The 18,264-nt window shown below is 61.6% G+C and carries 15 protein-coding genes; 2 read left to right on the plus strand and 13 right to left on the minus strand.

The features are described 5' to 3' along the window. Positions 1–15: 15 nt before the first annotated feature. The 8 genes from hutH (AC6CIA_RS10020) to hutC form a co-directional block, all read right to left on the minus strand. Entirely contained in the window at positions 16–1,554 is a 1,539-nt protein-coding gene (gene hutH, locus AC6CIA_RS10020; protein ID WP_498311730.1) for a histidine ammonia-lyase, read from the minus strand. Between the two features lie 20 nt (positions 1,555–1,574). Beyond that, positions 1,575–3,098: a histidine ammonia-lyase gene (hutH, locus tag AC6CIA_RS10025; RefSeq protein WP_498311731.1), complete on the minus strand. Its 1,524-nt coding sequence runs from the start codon at positions 3,096–3,098 to the stop codon at positions 1,575–1,577. Between the two features lie 261 nt (positions 3,099–3,359). Next, entirely contained in the window at positions 3,360–4,184 is an 825-nt protein-coding gene (locus AC6CIA_RS10030) for a quaternary amine ABC transporter ATP-binding protein (RefSeq protein WP_017738814.1), read from the minus strand. Further along, complete coding sequence (locus AC6CIA_RS10035) at positions 4,181–5,032, minus strand: ABC transporter permease (protein ID WP_498311732.1); 852 nt, start codon at positions 5,030–5,032, stop codon at positions 4,181–4,183. Before AC6CIA_RS10035 ends, AC6CIA_RS10030 begins: the two co-directional genes overlap by 4 nt. Positions 5,033–5,102: 70 nt before the next feature. Beyond that, complete coding sequence (locus AC6CIA_RS10040) at positions 5,103–6,071, minus strand: ABC transporter substrate-binding protein (protein WP_498311733.1); 969 nt, start codon at positions 6,069–6,071, stop codon at positions 5,103–5,105. 223 nt (positions 6,072–6,294) lie between these two features. Next, positions 6,295–7,983, minus strand: coding sequence for a urocanate hydratase (gene hutU, locus AC6CIA_RS10045; RefSeq protein ID WP_498311734.1), 1,689 nt, complete (start codon positions 7,981–7,983; stop codon positions 6,295–6,297). Positions 7,984–8,325: 342 nt separating this feature from the next. Beyond that, positions 8,326–8,886 (minus strand): HutD/Ves family protein, encoded by a 561-nt coding sequence (locus AC6CIA_RS10050; protein ID WP_498311735.1) that lies wholly within the window; start codon positions 8,884–8,886, stop codon positions 8,326–8,328. Beyond that, the gene (gene hutC / locus AC6CIA_RS10055; RefSeq protein WP_498311786.1) at positions 8,883–9,593 is read right to left on the minus strand and encodes a histidine utilization transcriptional repressor HutC; all 711 of its coding nucleotides are present in this window, start codon (positions 9,591–9,593) and stop codon (positions 8,883–8,885) included. Before hutC ends, AC6CIA_RS10050 begins: the two co-directional genes overlap by 4 nt. A gap of 147 nt (positions 9,594–9,740) precedes the next feature. Here hutC and AC6CIA_RS10060 point away from each other — a divergent pair, with 147 nt between their 5' ends. Further along, positions 9,741–11,105 carry a formimidoylglutamate deiminase gene (locus tag AC6CIA_RS10060; RefSeq protein ID WP_498311736.1) on the plus strand — a complete coding sequence of 455 codons (1,365 nt, stop codon included), beginning with the start codon at positions 9,741–9,743 and terminating at the stop codon, positions 11,103–11,105. Between the two features lie 258 nt (positions 11,106–11,363). Here the strand turns inward: AC6CIA_RS10060 and AC6CIA_RS10065 are convergent, their stop codons facing one another. Continuing rightward, a complete protein-coding gene (locus AC6CIA_RS10065; protein ID WP_498311737.1) occupies positions 11,364–11,933 on the minus strand; it encodes a lipocalin family protein in 570 nt (189 codons plus the stop codon). Between the two features lie 32 nt (positions 11,934–11,965). Continuing rightward, positions 11,966–12,220, minus strand: coding sequence for a hypothetical protein (locus AC6CIA_RS10070; protein WP_084379883.1), 255 nt, complete (start codon positions 12,218–12,220; stop codon positions 11,966–11,968). Between AC6CIA_RS10070 and AC6CIA_RS10075 the strand changes: the two genes are divergently transcribed. Beyond that, positions 12,219–12,416 (plus strand): hypothetical protein, encoded by a 198-nt coding sequence (locus AC6CIA_RS10075; RefSeq protein WP_498311738.1) that lies wholly within the window; start codon positions 12,219–12,221, stop codon positions 12,414–12,416. The two genes, AC6CIA_RS10070 and AC6CIA_RS10075, sit on opposite strands and share 2 nt — an antisense overlap. A gap of 167 nt (positions 12,417–12,583) precedes the next feature. On the opposite strand, the gene AC6CIA_RS10080 is transcribed toward AC6CIA_RS10075, so the two are convergent. The 3 genes from AC6CIA_RS10080 to AC6CIA_RS10090 all read right to left on the minus strand — a co-directional run bounded on the left by AC6CIA_RS10080 (position 12,584) and on the right by AC6CIA_RS10090 (position 18,132). Next, entirely contained in the window at positions 12,584–13,594 is a 1,011-nt protein-coding gene (locus tag AC6CIA_RS10080) for a class 1 fructose-bisphosphatase (protein ID WP_084379884.1), read from the minus strand. Positions 13,595–13,708: 114 nt separating this feature from the next. After that, positions 13,709–15,046 (minus strand): DUF3999 domain-containing protein, encoded by a 1,338-nt coding sequence (locus tag AC6CIA_RS10085; protein WP_498311787.1) that lies wholly within the window; start codon positions 15,044–15,046, stop codon positions 13,709–13,711. Then, positions 15,046–18,132, minus strand: coding sequence for a DUF2339 domain-containing protein (locus AC6CIA_RS10090; protein WP_498311739.1), 3,087 nt, complete (start codon positions 18,130–18,132; stop codon positions 15,046–15,048). Before AC6CIA_RS10090 ends, AC6CIA_RS10085 begins: the two co-directional genes overlap by 1 nt. Positions 18,133–18,264 lie beyond the last annotated feature (132 nt).

Genomic DNA, 18,264 nt, shown 5'->3' on the forward strand with positions numbered 1-18,264 from the left:
GAATCGGCGCCCTCTTCACAAACTCGGCAACAACTGCCCAGGCACCAGCTCATTCAAGCAACGGCTGGCCAACAACTCACTGGCGGCGTTGATGTCCGGCGCAAAGAACCGGTCCTTCTCATAAAACGCTACCTTGCTGCGCAATATCCCCCGGGCCTGTTCCAGCTTCGGCGAGGTTTTCAGGCCGGCGCGCAGATCCAGGCCCTGGCACGCGGCCAACCATTCAACGGCCAAAATCCCGCGAGTGTTCTCGGCCATTTCCCACAGCCGCTTACCGGCCGCCGGGGCCATGGAAACGTGGTCTTCCTGGTTCGCGGATGTCGGCAGGCTGTCGACGCTATGGGGATGGGCCAACGCCTTGTTTTCACTGGCCAGGGCCGCCGCTGTCACCTGGGCGATCATGAAACCGGAGTTGACCCCGCCATTGCCCACCAGGAACGGCGGTAATTGCGACATGTGCTTATCCATCATCAACGAGATGCGGCGCTCGCTCAGGGAGCCGATTTCGGCGATGGCCAGGGCCATGTTGTCGGCGGCCATGGCCACCGGCTCGGCGTGGAAGTTGCCGCCGGAAATCACGTCACCTTCGGCGGCGAATACCAGCGGGTTATCCGACACCGCGTTGGCTTCGATCACCAGCACTTCAGCGGCTTGACGGAACTGGGTCAGGCAGGCGCCCATGACTTGCGGCTGGCAACGCAGGGAGTACGGGTCTTGTACCTTGTCGCAGTTCTGATGGGACTGGGAAACCTGGCTGCTCTCACCCAGCAGATCGCGATAGGCCGCGGCAGAATCGATCTGCCCCCGTTGCCCCCGGGCCGCATGAATACGTGCGTCGAACGGCGAGCGCGAACCCAGCACGGCCTCCACCGTCAGGCCACCACAGGCCAGCGCCGCCGCGAACAGGTCTTCACCTTCAAACAGCCCGCGCAGCGCGAAAGCGCTGGACACCTGGGTACCGTTGAGCAGCGCCAGACCTTCTTTCGCAGCCAGGGTCAGCGGCGCGAGGCCGGCGATTTTCAGCGCTTCAGTAGCCTCCAGCCATTCCCCCTTGTAACGCGCCTTGCCTTCGCCCAGCAGTACCAGGGACATGTGGGCCAGCGGCGCCAGGTCGCCGGAAGCACCGACTGAACCTTTCAACGGAATATGCGGGTATACCTCGGCGTTGATCAGCGCGATCAGCGCGTCGATCACCTGCCGGCGAATCCCCGAGAAACCCCGGCTCAGGCTGTTGACCTTGAGCACCATGATCAGTCGCACCAACTCATCGCTGATAGGTACACCCACGCCGGCAGCGTGGGACAACACCAGGGAACGCTGGAGGTTTTCCAGGTCTTCACTGGCGATGCGGGTCGAAGCCAGCAGACCGAAACCGGTGTTGATGCCATAGGCGGTGCGGTTCTCGGCGAGAATCTGCTCCACGCAGGCGACGCTGGCTTCGATCTGCGCCGTGGCGCTGTCATCCAGGCTGAGGGCGACCGGCTGCTGGTAGATAGTCCGCAGTTGGGCAAGGCTCAGTTGGCCTGGAATCAGATTTAGCGCAGTCACATTCATGCTCCTTGTTGAATTGGTTTTCAGTGCACATTCGGTAAAGCGTGGTTCAGCAAATCAGGGTTCTTGAGCAGCGTCGTTGCGGTCTCGATGTCCGGCGCCAACCAGCGATCCTGATCGTAGGCCGCGACCTGTTCCCGCAACAGGCGCCAGGCGGTATCGGTCCCCACGCCAAACCGCTGCGGCTTGAGAAACTCGAACGCCTGGGACGCCAGCAGGTACTCGATGGCGAGGATCCGGGTGACGTTTTCCAACACCGCGTGCAGCTTCAATGCGGCGTTGGTGCCCATGCTCAGGTGGTCTTCCTGCAGGCCCGAGGTGACGAAATTGTCGAGTACCGCCGGCTGCGCCAGTTGACGGTTCTGCCCGCACAGGGAAGCGGCGACGTACTGCACAATCATCATTCCCGAGTTGACCCCGGGATCGCTCACCAGAAACGCCGGCAGGCCGCTGACATGTGGATTGATCAGGCGATCCAGACGGCGCTCGGCGATGGAGCCGATTTCCGCCATGGCGATGGCCAGCATATCCGCCGCCAGGGCCACGGACTGCCCGTGAGGATTGGCTTGTGACACCACGCGGTAGTTGTCCGGCGTGCCCAGCAGCAGGGGATTGTCGGTGGCCGCGTTGAGTTCGGTTTCGACCTGCCGGGTGGCGTGCTCCAACTGGTCGCGGGCGGCCCCATGAACCTGGGGAATCGAACGCATGCTCAAGGCATCCTGGGTACGAATGCCCTTGCTTGCGGCAATCACTTGACTGCCGGCCAGCAGCGCCCGCAGGTTGCTACCGACTTGCTGCATGCCGGGGTGTGGCTTGAGAGCGATGACCTGTTCATCGAACGCGTCGATCTGGCCGCGCTGCGCTTCGAAACTCATGGCCCCGATCACATCGGCCCATTGCAGCAAGTGATGGGCATCGGCCAGCGCCAGGCAGCTCAAACCCGTCATGCAGGGCGTGCCATTGACCAGGCACAGACCGTCCTTGGCCCCCAGCACCAACGGCTGCAAGCCTTCGGCGGCCAGCGCTTCATGGGCCGCAACGCTGCGGCCCCGATAGCTGACATGGCCGACGCCGAGCAAGGTAATGCCGACATGCGCCATGTGCGTCAGGTAACCCACCGACCCCTGGGACGGCACCTGCGGGGTAATGCCATGGTTGAGCAGCGCCAGCAACCCATGCACCACCTGCGGGTGCAGGCCGGATTTCCCCTGGCTGTAATTAATGATCGCGGCGCAGATAATCGCGCGGGTCTGCTCGTTGCTCAGTGGCGCGCCCACACCGCAGGCGTGACTGAGCAGGGTGTTGCGCGACAATTGGCTCAGTTGCTCAGCCTTGAGCGAAACGTTGCACAAGGCACCCAGACCGGTGTTGACGCCATAGGCGCGCTCGCCGCTGGCGACGATGCGCTGGACGATGGACTGGGCATTGTCGATGCGGGCCCAGGCCTGGCCCGACAGTTCGAGCAGCGCGCCGTGACGAGCCACGGCGACCACGTCCCGCCAACGCAGCGGGGCATCGGCGATGATGATTGTTTCAGCCTGGGACATCTTCATACCTTCCTGATTTTTTGTGCAGCTCTGCCGGCCCTTTCGCGAGCAAGCCCGCTCCCACCTTTTGCTAGCATTCCCCTGTGGGAGTGGGCTTACTCCCACCTTGTGAATACATTCCCTCTGTGGGAGTGGGCTTGCTCCCACCTTGTGAATACATTCCCTCTGTGGGAGTGGGCTTGCTCCCACCTTTGGAATGCATTCCCCCTGTGGGAGCGGGCTTGCTCGCGAAAGGCCAGCCGCCGCGCCACAGTTTTCGGATCAGACCACCGCCGCCCGCCGCTGAACAAAGCGGTCCACGTACTCATCCGCCGGCGAATGCAGGATCTCACGCGGGGTGCCGACCTGGATCAACTTGCCGTCCTTGAGGATGGCAATGCGGTTGCCGATGCGCACCGCTTCGTCGAGGTCGTGAGTGATGAAAACAATGGTCTTGTGCAGGGTCTTCTGCAGCTCCAGCAACTGGTCCTGCATCTCCGCGCGGATCAGTGGGTCGAGGGCGCTGAAGGCCTCGTCCATCAGAATAATGTCGGTGTCGGCCGCCAGGGCGCGGGCCAGGCCGACACGTTGACGCATGCCGCCGGACAACTGGTGCGGATACTTGTTTTCGTAGCCTTTCAGCCCCACGGTTTCGATCCAGTGCAACGCGCGTTCGGCACACACCTGCTTGCTTTCGCCGCGCACTTTCAGGCCGTAGGCGACGTTATCCAGCACGCTCTTGTGGGGCAGCAGGCCGAAGCTCTGGAACACCATGCTGATCTTGTGCCGCCGGAATTGGCGCAGGGCTTCCATGTCCAGTTGCAGGATGTCTTCGCCGTCCACCAGGATCGCGCCGCTGGTAGGGTCGATCAGGCGGTTGAAGTGGCGCACCAGGGTCGACTTGCCGGAGCCGGACAGCCCCATGATCACAAAGATCTCACCGGTGCCGATGCTCAGGGACAGGTCATTCACGCCGACCACACAACCGGTCTCGGCCAACACCTGATCCTTGGTCTTGCCCTGGCCGATGAGCGCCAGCGCCTCCTTGGAGCGGGAACCGAAAATCTTGAATACGTTTTTCACTTCGATTTTGCTGACAGTAGTCATTTGCTCGCCTCATGCCGTGGACGACCGTAGGCCTGGGTAATGCGGTCGATGACCACTGCGAGAATCACGATCGCCAGGCCAGCTTCAAGGCCACGGCCGACGTTGAGGGTCTGGATGCCGACGAGCACATCTTCCCCCAGGCCACGGGCGCCGATCATCGAGGCGATGACCACCATCGACAGGGCCATCATGGTGGTCTGGTTGATCCCGGCCATGATGCTCGGCAGGGCCAGCGGCAGTTGCACGCCGAACAGCTGCTGCCAGCGGTTGGCGCCAAACGCGTTGATCGCTTCCATCACTTCGCCGTCGACCTGACGAATCCCCAGGTCGGTCAGGCGTATCAGCGGCGGCGCGGCGTAAATCACCGTGGCGAAAATCGCCGGCACCTTGCCCAGGCCGAACAGCATCAGCACCGGAATCAGGTACACGAAGCTGGGCATGGTTTGCATGATGTCCAGCAACGGCATCAGCACCGAACGCAAGCGGTTGCTGCGCGCCGACAGAATGCCCAGCGGAATGCCGATCAGCACCGAGATCACGGTAGCAACCAGCATCAACGCCAGGGTTTGCATCAGCTTGTCCCACAGCCCCACCGCTCCCACCAGGAACAACAGGCCGACGATGACCGCCGTGGTCACGACTTTGCGCGTGGCGTGCCAGGCAATACCGCCGACAATCGCCAGCATCAGCCACCAGGGCGCCATGCGCAGCACCCCCTCAAGGTTGACGATGGCCCACAGCAGCGTGTCGGAGATATGCCGGAACACATCACCGTAGTTGGTCACCAGTGAGTCCACCCAACCGTTGACCCAGTCGGCAGTGGAAAACGTAAAACTTTCAGGAAACATAGCGTGCTCTCGATCCAGTGGATTGTGGCCGGGTCCCGGCTACCGTTCAGGGTAGCCGCGGGCACTCGACCTACAAGGCCGCGTCGATTTTCCTGGCCGCGTCTTCGCTCACCCACGCGTGCCAGACTTCAGGGTGCTGCTTGAGAAAAATCTTCGCCAGTTCGGGTGATTCGATACGCTCCTTGCTCATGCGCGCCAGATTCTGGTTGAGCAGGTCGATGGGCAGGTTGACCTTCTCCAGCATCGCGACCAGTTCCGGGGCTTGCTCGTGGAAGACCTTGGACAAGCCGATCTTGATGGTCACGCGCTTATCCACGCCGGGTTTTTCTTGCAGCTTCACCAGGTCCACCTGGCCCATCAGCGGTGTCGGCGTCCAGTAATAAAACAGGATCGGCTCGCCACGCTTGTAGCTGGACAGCACGGCGGCATCCAGCGCCGGGCCGGTGCCTGGACGGAAGTTGGTGTAGGAACTTTCCAAACCGTAGCGCTTGAGCATTTCGCTGTTGTCCAGTTCGCAGGTCCAGCCGGCCGGGCAATTGTAAAAGCGGCCCTTGGACGGTTCTTCCTGATCCTTGAACACAGCGGCGTATTTGCCCAGATCAGCGATGTTTTTCAGACCCGGCGCCTTGGCCTCAAGCTTGCGCTTGGCGTCACCTTCGATCACATAGCGCGGCACGTACCAGCCCTCGACCGCACCCACCACAGGCGCGCCGACCCCGACGACTTTGCCGGCCTTCTCGGCCTTGTTCCATACTTCGCTGCGGCCTACCCATTCTTCGGCGAAGATCTGGATGTCGTTGCTGCCCAGAGCGTTTTCCATGGTGATGGAGTTGCCCGGCAGGCTATCGGTCTTGCAGTCGTAGCCTTTTTCCAGGACCACTTGCAGCACATCGGTCAGCAACATACCGCTTTCCCAGTTCAGGCCGGCGAACTTCACCGGCTTGCCCGACTCGCACCAGCCGGCTGCCTGGGTGGCGCCAGCGCTTGCCAGCAAGCCTGCGGCGAACAGCGTGGTCAGCAGGGTCTTATGCATTTTCATTGTGTGACGCTCCCAATCATGAAATGGATTACGGCAGTCAAAAGGCATCCTGCCTTGTCCACGTCCCATCAGGCTTGTACAACACGCCTGTTTGTCGATTGTTCGGGTATTGCCTGTAGGAGCGAGCTTGCTCGCGAAAACCGTATAAGCGCCGCATGTATCCTGCAAACCTGCGTCATCGTTAATGATCTTCGCGAGCCAGCTCGCTCCTACAGTGCAGGCGTCAGCCTTTGATCATCGGCAGGTTCAGACCCTGCTCTTTGGCGCAATCAATGGCGATCTGGTACCCGGCATCGGCGTGACGCATGACGCCGGTGGCCGGGTCGTTGTGCAGCACGCGGGCAATGCGCTCGGCCGCCTCGTCGGTTCCGTCGCAGACGATCACCATCCCCGAATGCTGGGAGAAGCCCATGCCGACGCCACCACCGTGGTGCAACGAGACCCAGGTCGCGCCGCTGGCGGTGTTGAGCAAGGCGTTGAGCAATGGCCAATCGGACACGGCGTCGGAGCCGTCCTGCATGGATTCGGTTTCACGGTTCGGGCTGGAGACCGAGCCCGAGTCCAGGTGGTCACGCCCGATCACCACCGGCGCCGACAGCTCGCCGCTGCGCACCATTTCGTTGAACGCCAGGCCCAGCTTGGCGCGCTGGCCCAGGCCCACCCAGCAGATACGCGCAGGCAAGCCCTGGAAGCTGATGCGCTCGCGGGCCATGTCCAGCCAATTGTGCAGGTGGGCGTCGTCGGGGATCAGTTCCTTGACCTTGGCGTCGGTCTTGTAGATGTCTTGCGGGTCGCCCGACAGCGCGGCCCAACGGAATGGGCCGATGCCACGGCAGAACAGTGGGCGGATGTAGGCCGGTACAAAGCCTGGGAAGTCGAATGCGTTTTCCACGCCTTCTTCCTGAGCCATCTGGCGGATGTTGTTGCCATAGTCGAAGGTCGGGATGCCTTGTTTCTGAAACTCGAGCATCGCTTTGACGTGCACGGCCATCGACTGCTTGGCGGCCTTTATCACGGCAGCCGGTTCGGTCTTGGCGCGCGCACGGTACTCGTCCCAGGTCCAGCCGGCCGGCAGGTAGCCATTGAGCGGGTCGTGGGCGCTGGTCTGGTCGGTGACCATGTCCGGGCGTACGCCACGCTTGACCAGTTCCGGGAGGATTTCAGCGGCGTTACCCAGCAGCGCAATGGAAATCGCCTGGCCTTCCCGGGTGTATTTGGCGATACGCGCCAGTGCGTCGTCGAGGTCGGTGGCTTGCTCATCGACATAACGGCTGTTCAAGCGAAAATCGATGCTGACCTGCTGGCATTCAATGTTCAGCGAGCATGCGCCGGCCAGGGTGGCGGCCAGCGGTTGAGCGCCGCCCATGCCGCCCAGGCCCGCGGTCAGCACCCAACGGCCTTTCAGATCACTGTTGTAGTGCTGGCGACCGGCTTCGACGAAGGTTTCGTAAGTACCCTGAACGATGCCTTGGCTGCCGATGTAGATCCAGCTGCCGGCGGTCATCTGGCCGTACATCGCCAGGCCTTTGGCGTCCAGTTCGTTGAAGTGTTCCCAACTGGCCCAATGCGGCACCAGGTTAGAGTTAGCGATCAGCACGCGGGGCGCGTTGCTGTGGGTCTTGAATACGCCCACCGGCTTGCCGGATTGCACCAGCAGGGTTTCGTCGTCGTTGAGGTGGGTGAGGCTTTCGACGATCTGGTCGTAGCATTCCCAGTTGCGTGCCGCGCGACCGATACCGCCGTACACCACCAGCTCTTTCGGGTTTTCGGCCACTTGTGGGTCGAGGTTGTTCATCAGCATGCGCAGCGGCGCTTCAGTCAGCCAGCTTTTGGCGGTGAGCGTGTTACCGCGGGCGGCACGGATTTCGACGTCACGGTATTTCGTAGGCTTGGCTTTGAAAGAATCAGTCACAACAAGAACTCCTCAGCGATCGATGCGCGAACATGATTGGTGCGAAGAGGACTCTTACGCACACATCTCTACTTGTACATACAAGCATATGCAATCAAGCGGCCAACTTGATAAATGCGACGTTGAGAATTTTTGGACTACGCGTGTAAGCCTTGAAAAATAAGGCTTCGAGGCTAGATGAAATTTCGTACGAGGGGATTTTTCAGTGGGAGAGGTTTGTCACGACAGCATGGCTTTGCGCCATGCTGGGGCATTCGGTAACAAATGGGTGCGGGGCTGGAAACAGATTTTGCAGCCTATGCATCACTAATGTGGGAGCAGGCTTGCCTGCTCCCACCTGTTTTAATCGCGTGCAGTCAGCTCGATCAGGCAGCAGCGGCCAGTCACGCTGATATCCAGCAATCCACTGTTACCGTCCACCTGCAAACAATCATGATGCCCGAGTACTTCGTCAAGCACCTTCACCTCATCGGCCACACTGAACACCAGCACTGTGTGCGCGGTACTGAAAAAGCGTTGCACTCCATCTATCCACTGCAAGCGCGCGTGGTAACGCTGGGGCGAATAGATCAGGTTGAAGTCACGAATCGGCCCGCTGATCAACTGGCAGGAGACCTGACTTTCGCCCTTGAACGCAAAGGGCTGCAGCGGTAACAAACCGCGCTGTTCCTCGCCATCCACCGTCAGCACCATGCCCGCGCCCTGGATCACGGTAATCACCCGCTGGTAGCCGGCGAACGTGGAAAAGCCACCCGACTCGGTGATATCGGCAATCGACAGGCGCCAGCCGAATCCATCCAGTCCGGCGCCTGCATCGCGGGTGATTTCTTCGGTGCTGCCGCCGCCGTTTTTCCACGGCATGCGCACGTATTGCGTTGCACGCCAGAGATTTACCGTCGTCATTTACTGAAGCGTCCTTCCAGGCTATGGCGCGAACCGGGGTGGATCAAACGCGCGGCGGTGACCGGCTGGCGACCGGACCAGGTACGACGGCGAATCAGCAGGCACGGCTCGCTGGGCTCGATCTGCAACAGCGTGCATTCCTCGGCGTCGGCCAGGATCGCTTCCACCACGTGTTCGCCTTCGGTCAGCGGTGCGACCTGGTTGAGGTAGGCGTAGGGCGTTTGCTGGGTGAAATCCTGGCGCAGGTATTCCGGCGCCACCAGGGCGTTGACGAAACGGTCTTCGATTTGCACCGGGATATCGTTTTCGTAATGCACGATCAGCGAGTGGAACACCCGCCCGCCTTCACGCATTTCCAAAGCCACGGCGCGCTCGGAGCCGGCGGCTTCCTCGCCCAGCGTAATGACTTTGCAGGTATGACGATGACCCCGGGCAGCGATCTCATCGGCAATATTGTGGACTTCAAAGAGGGCCGACTGACTCTTCGGCTCGGCGACAAACGTGCCCACGCCTTGCATGCGTACCAGCAAGCCTTCCGCGGTCAACTCGCGCAGGGCGCGATTGATGGTCATGCGGCTGAAACCCAACTGGCTGACCAGCTCGCTTTCCGAGGGAACGCGATAATGGGGCGACCAGTTGCCGTTCAGGATTTGCTGGCTGATCATCTGTTTGACGCGGGCATACAAGGGCGCCGGACTTTCGTCCATGTGGGCAGCCAGCGTCGAGTTGGCGGGCGGAGTCGGCACGGGGAATCCTTGTCGATGAAAAAGAAGCATAGCTTGCCGGAGTTTACCGAGCAGGCAAACGTCTGTATATGTATATACAAATAAACACACGACCGGGGTGCCTGAATCATGTCCGCTTTCTTTGCCGAACGCGCGCTGCTGCCTAATGGATGGGCCAATGATGTACGTCTTGAAGTCAGCGCCGAAGGCCTGCTGACAAAGGTCGAGGCCAATGCCGGCGCAGACGCTGCCGAACGGCTCAGGGGCCCGCTGTTGCCGGGCATGCCGAACCTTCATTCCCATGCGTTCCAGCGGGCGATGGCGGGGCTGGCGGAAGTGGCCGGCAATCCGAATGACAGCTTCTGGACCTGGCGTGACTTGATGTATCGGATGGTCGGCCAGATCAGCCCCGGGCAACTGCAGATCATCGCCCGCCAGCTGTATATCGAAATGCTCAAGGCCGGCTACACCTCGGTGGCCGAGTTTCACTACGTACACCACGACCTCGGCGGTCAGCCTTACGCCGACCCTACGGAGTTGTCACGCCAGATCAGCCAGGCGGCCGCCAGCAGCGGTATCGGCCTGACCTTGCTGCCTGTGTTGTACAGTCACTCGGGCTTTGGCGGCCAGGCACCGAATGAAGGCCAGCGTCGCTTTATCAACAGCAGCGACAACTACCTGGACCTGCAAGCACGCCTGCAACCGATCCTCGCAGCGCACCCCGCGCAACAGTTGGGCCTGTGCTTCCACTCATTGCGCGCTGTCACGCCGCAGCAGATCAGTGAGGTGCTGGCCGCCAGTGACCAGGCCTGTCCGGTGCATATCCACATCGCCGAACAACAGAAGGAAGTCGACGATTGCCTGGCCTGGAGCGGCCAGCGTCCGTTGCAATGGCTGTATGACAATGTCGCCGTCGATCAACGCTGGTGCCTGGTCCACGCCACTCACGCCAACGCCGAAGAAGTCACGCGAATGGCCAGGAGCCGGGCAATTGCCGGCCTGTGCCTGACCACGGAAGCCAACCTGGGCGACGGGATTTTTCCGGCGGTGGACTTTCTGGCCCAGGGCGGGCGCATGGGGATTGGTTCCGACAGCCATGTTTCATTGAGCGTAGTGGAAGAGTTGCGTTGGCTGGAATATGGCCAGCGCCTGCGGGACCAGCGCCGCAACCGGCTGTATCGCAGCGATCAGCCGATGATTGGCCGTACGTTGTTCGATGCGGCGCTGGACGGCGGCGCCCAGGCATTGGGGCAACCGATTGGACGCCTCGAAGTGGGCAAGCGCGCCGACTGGCTGGTGCTGGACGGCAACGATCCGTATCTGGCGACTGCGCGCGAAGACGCGATTCTTAATCGCTGGCTGTTCGCCGGCGGTGATCGTCAGGTGCGCGACGTGCTGGTCAACGGGCAATGGGTGATTCGTGACGGGCACCATGCCGGCGAGGAAGAGAGCAGCCGGGCGTTTACGCAGGTCTTGAGGGCGTTGCTGGGCTAGCAATCAGCTCCCGCTCAACCTCTGTGGTGGGTGGTGTGATGAAGGGCTTTTTGTGGCGAGGGGGCTTGTCCCCCGTTGGGCTGCGCAGCAGCCCCTCGCAAAACGCTTGCGATGGATCAGGCAGTTAGGCGGCGTCTGGTTTTGGGGCTGCTGCGCAGCCCAACGGGGGACAAGCCCCCTCGCCACAGACAAGCCCCTCTCGCCACAAGTCCTCTGGCACAGATAAGCCCCCAACTAGCCGCATAGGAGCGTTGCGCCTCAGTGGGAGGTCTTGGCCATCTGCTTGTCCGACGTGCGCCAGATCAAACGGGTGGTGTCGTAACCCTGTTGCCGTGCCCTGCTCAACAGGTCTTCGCGGGTATCGGTGCTGACCGTCGGCGTGCGGGACAGGAGCCACATGTAGCGCCGGCTCGGGCTGCCGACGATGGCGGTCTTGTAGTCGTCGCTGACGTACAACACCCAGTAATCACCCTTGGCGATGCCCGGTAACAGCGCGGTGAACCAGTTATTGAATTCGACCCACAGCTTGTCGGTCTTGCCAGGGACTTGCGGCGTGGCCGTGCCCTTGGCTTCTTCCCATTGCCACTCAGCGGTCAGGCAGCGATTGAACACCGACATATCACCGTCGGGCAACAGAGAATAACGGGCTTCGGACTGCGCGCAATTGCGCTGGAAGTACATCGGCAAACGAGCCAACTCATACCAGGTGCCCTGGTAACGCTTGAGGTCAACGTGGCCGACCGTCTTGGGTTGCAGATCATCGCCAGAATGGCTGGCGCAGCCCGCCAAAAACAGGCCGGCGCAAAGGCATAAAACAAAACGCATCATGTTCTTCTTCTCCCGCAGGCTTTCGCCCCGGTTTACTTCAGGCCTTGCCCGGAAAACATCAGAACTTTGTCACCGGCGTACTGCACGCTGATAAAGCTGGTTTTATCACCCCACGTGCAACTGGACATGCCCAGTGCACCGGAACAATCGGTCGGCTTACCCAGCAGAGATTCCACCTCGGCCTTGGGCATTCCCGCCGACAGTTTTTGATAGTTTTCTTGAGTGACCTTGCTGCATGCGGCCAGCAAGACGCAAAAACACAAGAGAGCGAGACGGCGTAACGACATGGAAAAGCTCCTGAAGGACAAGCAGCAGTGGGGATCTGCCAGAAGCTTAGAAGGGAAAAGAGGTGTCTGGTTCCCGATGGGAGGCGGTATTTCTTTTTTCCACCGGGCGGCTCTTTTCAGCAAAATTTCTAACCCACACATCGCCGCCTTTCGTCGGACCGTTAAAGTGCACAAACATGTTCACCGAAATGGATAAGGACGAAGCTCAATAGCTTTCAGGTTGTGATACTTCAATCCGCAAAAAACGACCTCAAAGCCACTAAGTCCTACATCAGTCTGCAGGCGCTACGACTCAAAAACCTCATCCAATAAAAAGCCCCGAAACGCGGAGAGCACTTCGGGGCTTTTTCTTACGGCAAGGTATCAGGCCTTGTGATAACCCGTGACACGCTCGACTTCTTCCTTCGAACCGAGGAATACCGCCACACGCTGGTGCAGGCCTTCGGGCTGGATGTCGAGGATGCGCTGGTGGCCGTCAGTTGAAGCACCACCCGCCTGCTCTACCAGGAACGACATCGGGTTGGCTTCGTACATCAGGCGCAGCTTGCCCGGTTTGGAAGGCTCGCGGCTGTCCCGTGGGTACATGAACAGACCGCCACGGGTCAGGATGCGGTGTACGTCGGCAACCATCGCAGCCACCCAGCGCATGTTGAAGTTCTTCTTCAACGGGCCTTCCTCGCCTGCCATCAACTCGCCCACGTAGCGGGTAACGGGTTCTTCCCAGTGACGCTGGTTGGACATGTTGATCGCGAATTCCTGGGTCGACGCAGGAATCGAGATGTCTTCGTGGGTCAACACGAAGCTGCCCATTTCACGGTCCAGGGTAAAGCCTTTGACGCCATCACCCAGCGTCAGCACCAACATGGTCTGTGGGCCGTAGATCGCGTAGCCGGCGGCGACCTGCTTGGTGCCAGGCTGCAGGAAGGCCTTTTCGTCCAAGGCTTCGTTCTGGCTCAGGTATTCGTTCGGGCAACGCAGCACCGAGAAGATGGTACCGACCGGCGCGTTGATATCGATGTTCGACGAACCGTCCAGTGGGTCGAATACCAACAGATAGGCGCCTTTCGGATACTTGCCCGGAATCTGGTAGGCATTGTCCATTTCTTCGGACGCCATGCCGGCCAGGTGACCGCCCCATTCGTTGGCTTCAAGCAGGATTTCGTTGGAAATCACGTCGAGCTTCTTCTGCACTTCGCCTTGTACGTTTTCTGTGCCCATGCTGCCCAGCACACCACCCAGCGCGCCCTTGGATACGGCGTGGCTGATTTCCTTGCAAGCACGCGCCACTACTTCGATAAGGAAGCGCAGATCGGCAGGGGTATTGTTGCTGCGGGTCTGCTCAATCAAATAGCGACTCAGAGTAACGCGGGACATGGAAGGCTCCGGAGAATGGGGGGGGCTGAAAACCCGCGCAGTTTAGCGCGAGTCGAGGCGTATTTCCTCCTATCAGACGAGATAACCCTGACAGAGTTCATGCAGGGCCCTGCCTCAAGGCGTGGACGGCGGCTTTCGCAACAAGCTGTAGGCCATCGCCCCGAGTGCGGCCACGCCCAACAGCAACACAGCCCACAGGCCAACGCGCTTCCAGTCCACAGCCCGCGCATCGGGCGGCGGGGACGGATCGGGTAGCCACTCGCCGTCCACCTTGGCCTGGCCCAGATCCTCGAGGTGCCTGGCGTTGTAGTCGGGAATCAGTGTCGCCAGCGGTAAGTTCGCCGGCCTGACCGACGCGTTGCCCACCGCCAGGGTGAAGGGCGGTTCCCCCCGCGCCAGGAAGATCAATTGTGTGGCGCGTACCGCAAACCTGAGCGCCGGGGCATCCGGTCCCAGGCCACCGCCCCGCTCGTCCACCTCGAGTTTGAAGTGCTGGACCGCCTGGCCCGACAAGGGCAACTCATCGCGCACCACCTGTTGTCCATCCTGCGTCAACCGGTAGAGCAGGCCACTGCTCAACGGGCGCCACGGCTGAGCGGGTTCTCCACGCCCATAGAGGGTCACGGGCGCCAGACTATTGGGCTGGCGCAACTCGATACGCAACCTTTCCACACTCAGCGTGGCGGGTAACTGCCAAGTGTATTCGCCCGTCTTGAGCCGGCTACCGGCCAATGGCTGCGACCACACCAACGGCAATGGCAGGCTGCTTGCGCCTTGCACGTGAGCGGCTGTCAGCAGCGGCGCGGCCTGCCCTTTCCACATCAGGCGCAGGTAGCGGGCCGACTGTCCGGGCAACGCCACGTCGTGCTGTTCGACGCGTTCGTCGGCAAACGCCAGACGCGCCACCTGCCCTTCTCCCCAGGAGCGCCAATGCTGCAAATCATCACTGGCTTCAATGCTGAACTGCTGGAAGCCATCGCGCTCGCTGACCCAGTCGAGGACCAATTGCTGCAAGGGTGCCTTGATCGCACTGGCGTCCAGCAGCCAGCCACGACGCACGGCATCGCCGGCCGCCAACGGCGTCGAAGGTTGCACCTGCACCAAGGTGCCACTGGCGCTCGACTGTACTCGCACGCCGGGCGTCGCCTCGTTGGCGTCGGCCCCGGCGTACAACGGGAACCACTTCACCGCCGTGAGTGTGCGGTTTTCGTTGCGCGGTGCCGACGCCAGCGCGTAAGCCTGGGGTTCGCCAGCGACATTGAATACGCGCACATCACCAAGGTTCGCCTGACGGGCGCTCAACCGCGCGGCCAGCGGCAACTCCAGGCGATACCACGGGCCTTTACCGCTGAGCGTCAGCGGCACTTGGGTAGCGAAGTCGGCGGGGACTTCCTGGCCCCACGCGGATAGCGCCGTACACAGCCCCACGACAGCGACGCTCAACTTGCCGATCAAGAGGATGCTCCTTGGCTTTCAGTGACGGGTTCGGCGCGCTTGGGTGGCAGCGGGGCAAAATACCCCACCACCAGCAGTAGCCCACCGACCCCGATAAACGACACGATGCGCGCCAATCCGCCACGGTTGCTCAGTTCGACGAAGAACAATTTGGCGACCACCACGGCAATCAATGCCGCGCCGATCAACCAGACTTCGCGGCGGCCACGCAGATGGCCACCGATCATCAGGCTCAGGGCAATCAGCGTCCAGACAATCGACAGTCCCGCCTGCACCAGCATCGACTCCAACAACGCCTCCAGATGGAACGGCACGCCGCCCCAATGGTGCGCAGCGCGCATCACCAGCGCAGTGCAGAAGGCGAACAGCGAGATGCCCACAATCCCTTGGGCAGCCAGCTCAGCGCGCCGCCCCTTTTCCGGTGCCGCGCTGCGGGACCACAGGTACACCCCCAGCAGCGCAAACAACAGGCCAAGGTCGAGCGGGCTGAGCAATGGCACATACGGCAATGGCGCGGCAGTCCCGTCACTGAAGAGGTTGGCCAGCCAGAACCAGGCCAGCATCAGCACCGCCAACGGCAGCGCCGCCAGCACCCGGTACTCTCGCGGATAAGCCGACACCGGCCATGGCCAATGACGCGGCAAAGCGGCCAACACCAGATACAGACTCGGCAGCACCGCCCAGCCCAGCCAACGCCAGGCGTTGTACTGCACCGACAACCGCAACAGGCCATAACGCAACTCCAGCGCCAGCACGCCGATCAGCATCCAGCAGCCCAGCACATGCGCAATGCCCAGGGCTTTTTGCGGCACCTGCGCCGCCAAATACCGCAGGGAGATAAAATGCACGCCGAACACCGCCGCCCAAGCCAGCCAACCGAGCGTGGCCGCCGGGTGGTAATAGCTGTGCAAGGACACCAGCAGCACCATCGCCGCCGCCGGCATCAACAACAGGCACAGCATTCCCAGCGAGGCCCAGCGCAGGCGCCAGGCCAGCACTGTCCAGATGGCGGCGCTCGTGGCCGCAGCAGCCAACAGGCAAGTTGCCTGCAACTGTGGCGGCATGAAACGCAGCACTTCACTGCTCAGCGCCAACGCCCACCAGGCGCCGCCCCACACCAGCAGCAGATCGGATAGACGCTGCAACCCGAGCCCGGCAAAACCCGGCGATGGCGTGCCGTGCTGCAAACGCCACGCGCCCAACAGCGCGACCATCCCGACGATCATCGGTGCCCAGAAGCCTTTATGGGCAAACGCCGGCAACGCCTCGCCGCTCCATGGCGCCCACAGCAGCAACGCGCCGCCCAGCAATTGCACGCCAAGCGCCGTGCAAACAAAGGTACGCGAAGTGATGTGCAGGCCAACAAACAGGCTCGCCACGCCCGCCAACGCCCAACTGATAGCGGTGCCGTGACTCGACCACAGCAACGGTGCGAGTACATACAAAAAGCTCAGCCCCAGACAGGCCAGGACCGGTAGAACGTGACGCTCCCAACCCGCCGCCTGCTCGCCGGACGCCTTGCGCAGTTGATGGAAGCTGAACAGCAGCGCCACACCGAGCAGCAACGCTCCCAGCGGCGCGCCCTCCAATAGCCTGTCGTCACCCGCACCCAACTCGCTGAGGAAGGCCAATGCCGAGCCAAGTTGCAACAGCAAGCCAAACATCCGCGCCATCAACCGCTGCTGGCGCAAGCCAAGCCAGAAGATACCCGCGCCCTCCACCGCCCAGGCCGCAGCCGTCCAACGGGCATCAAGCCCCAACGGAATCGCCAGGCTGGCGAAGATCACCCCCAGCGCCAGGCACGTCTGCGCCAGCAGCACGGTGCGCCCTGCGCTGAACATGCGCGCCAATCCCATATAGATCACGCCCAGCACCAATGCGCTGAAAGCGGCCGCAAACTCCAGGTGCTGGACCAGGCTGAACTGCAAGCCAAACGCCACGATCGGCGGACCGAACAGCAGGCTGCCATCGACATAATCGCCCTTGGCCGCCGACCAGCGCAGCAGTGCGCCGCGGCTATCGTCTGGCGGGGCATCGCTGATGTCCAGCAACTTGCGCCGGGCGAACAACAGGCCGATGGCCAGGTACATCAGGAAAAACAGGATCAGGAACGGCTCGATACTCCAGAGCAGTTCCGGCGTGTAGGAACGAATACCCCAAGCGAAGCCGATGCCGAAGGTGCCGACAAAACCGATCACATTCAGCAGGCGCCAGGCCTTGAACCAGGCGATCGCGAGGATGCCAGCGTTGAGCAAGGCGAAATAGCTGAACAGCGCCACATGGCTGCCTTCGCCGGTAGACGCCAGGATCGGCGCGGCGAACCCGCCCAGGGCCGCGGCGCAAGCCAGGCCGATGGCGTCCTGGGTGATCGCCAGAATCGCCGAGAACAGCGTCACCGCCACCAGCAGGCCGAACGCCGCGGCGGGGTCGAGCAGCGGGTGCAGACGCAGCGCGGCGAATACTGTCAGATACAGCACGGCAATGCCGGTGCCTTGCAACATCAGCGCGTAATGGCTGTTGCGCACGCGTAGCCACCAGCCCAGGCCCAGCAAACCCAGGGCACAGGCAGCGACACCGGCGTAACGCAATTCGATAGGCACGACCATGCCTTCGGTGGCGTAGCGCAGCAAAAACGCCAGGCCGAGGAACAGCAGCACCACGCCAACACGCAATACGGTGTTGCCGCCCAGCAGCCAGTTGCGCGCACCCTGGATAGCGCGTTCGATCAGATTGGGGCCACGGGTAGCGTCGGGTTCAGCGGCGAGCACAGCAGCGGCAGGCTTCCAAAGGTCGTCCGGTAGCGGTTGACTGGGTTCGGGGGAATAGGTCGGTTGCAGTTCGGCGGGCAGCTCCCAGACCAACTCAGGCGCGGCCACGGGCTCAGCAATGGACGGTTCGACCTGAGGCGGCTGTTCCAGAATCGCGAGGCGTTGCTCCAGCGCCTGCAAGGCGCTGCCGAGGTTCGACAGACGAACTGCCTGGCCAATCACCAACCCTAGTAGTGCTCCGACACCTGCATCCCTGAACGATTCATCCAGCGCCCAGCCGAGCACCAGGCCAATCAGCATGAACATCCATTGCATGGTCGAAATCCCTAGGAAAACCAAAGCCTAGTATATCGACGTGTAACCAATGTGGGAGCGGCGGTGCGACGATTCGACTTGCTCGCGATAGCGGTGCGCTATCGCGAGCAAGCCCGCTCCCTCATTTTTGGA

It is taken from the genome of Pseudomonas sp. GQ91, from assembly GCF_059758795.1.

Excerpts from the sequence above, each read along its gene's own strand:
- AC6CIA_RS10035 (WP_498311732.1), bottom strand. The coding sequence starts at position 5,032 with ATGTTTCCTGAAAGTTTTACGTTTTCCACTGCCGACTGGGTCAACGGT.
- AC6CIA_RS10065 (WP_498311737.1), bottom strand. The coding sequence starts at position 11,933 with ATGATGCGTTTTGTTTTATGCCTTTGCGCCGGCCTGTTTTTGGCGGGC.
- AC6CIA_RS10060 (WP_498311736.1), top strand. The coding sequence starts at position 9,741 with ATGTCCGCTTTCTTTGCCGAACGCGCGCTGCTGCCTAATGGATGGGCC.
- hutH (WP_498311731.1), bottom strand. The coding sequence starts at position 3,098 with ATGTCCCAGGCTGAAACAATCATCATCGCCGATGCCCCGCTGCGTTGG.
- AC6CIA_RS10090 (WP_498311739.1), bottom strand. The coding sequence starts at position 18,132 with ATGCAATGGATGTTCATGCTGATTGGCCTGGTGCTCGGCTGGGCGCTG.
- hutC (WP_498311786.1), bottom strand. The coding sequence starts at position 9,593 with ATGGACGAAAGTCCGGCGCCCTTGTATGCCCGCGTCAAACAGATGATC.
- AC6CIA_RS10080 (WP_084379884.1), bottom strand. The coding sequence starts at position 13,594 with ATGTCCCGCGTTACTCTGAGTCGCTATTTGATTGAGCAGACCCGCAGC.
- AC6CIA_RS10050 (WP_498311735.1), bottom strand. The coding sequence starts at position 8,886 with ATGACGACGGTAAATCTCTGGCGTGCAACGCAATACGTGCGCATGCCG.
- AC6CIA_RS10030 (WP_017738814.1), bottom strand. The coding sequence starts at position 4,184 with ATGACTACTGTCAGCAAAATCGAAGTGAAAAACGTATTCAAGATTTTC.
- AC6CIA_RS10040 (WP_498311733.1), bottom strand. The coding sequence starts at position 6,071 with ATGAAAATGCATAAGACCCTGCTGACCACGCTGTTCGCCGCAGGCTTG.
- AC6CIA_RS10070 (WP_084379883.1), bottom strand. The coding sequence starts at position 12,220 with ATGTCGTTACGCCGTCTCGCTCTCTTGTGTTTTTGCGTCTTGCTGGCC.
- AC6CIA_RS10075 (WP_498311738.1), top strand. The coding sequence starts at position 12,219 with ATGGAAAAGCTCCTGAAGGACAAGCAGCAGTGGGGATCTGCCAGAAGC.
- hutH (WP_498311730.1), bottom strand. The coding sequence starts at position 1,554 with ATGAATGTGACTGCGCTAAATCTGATTCCAGGCCAACTGAGCCTTGCC.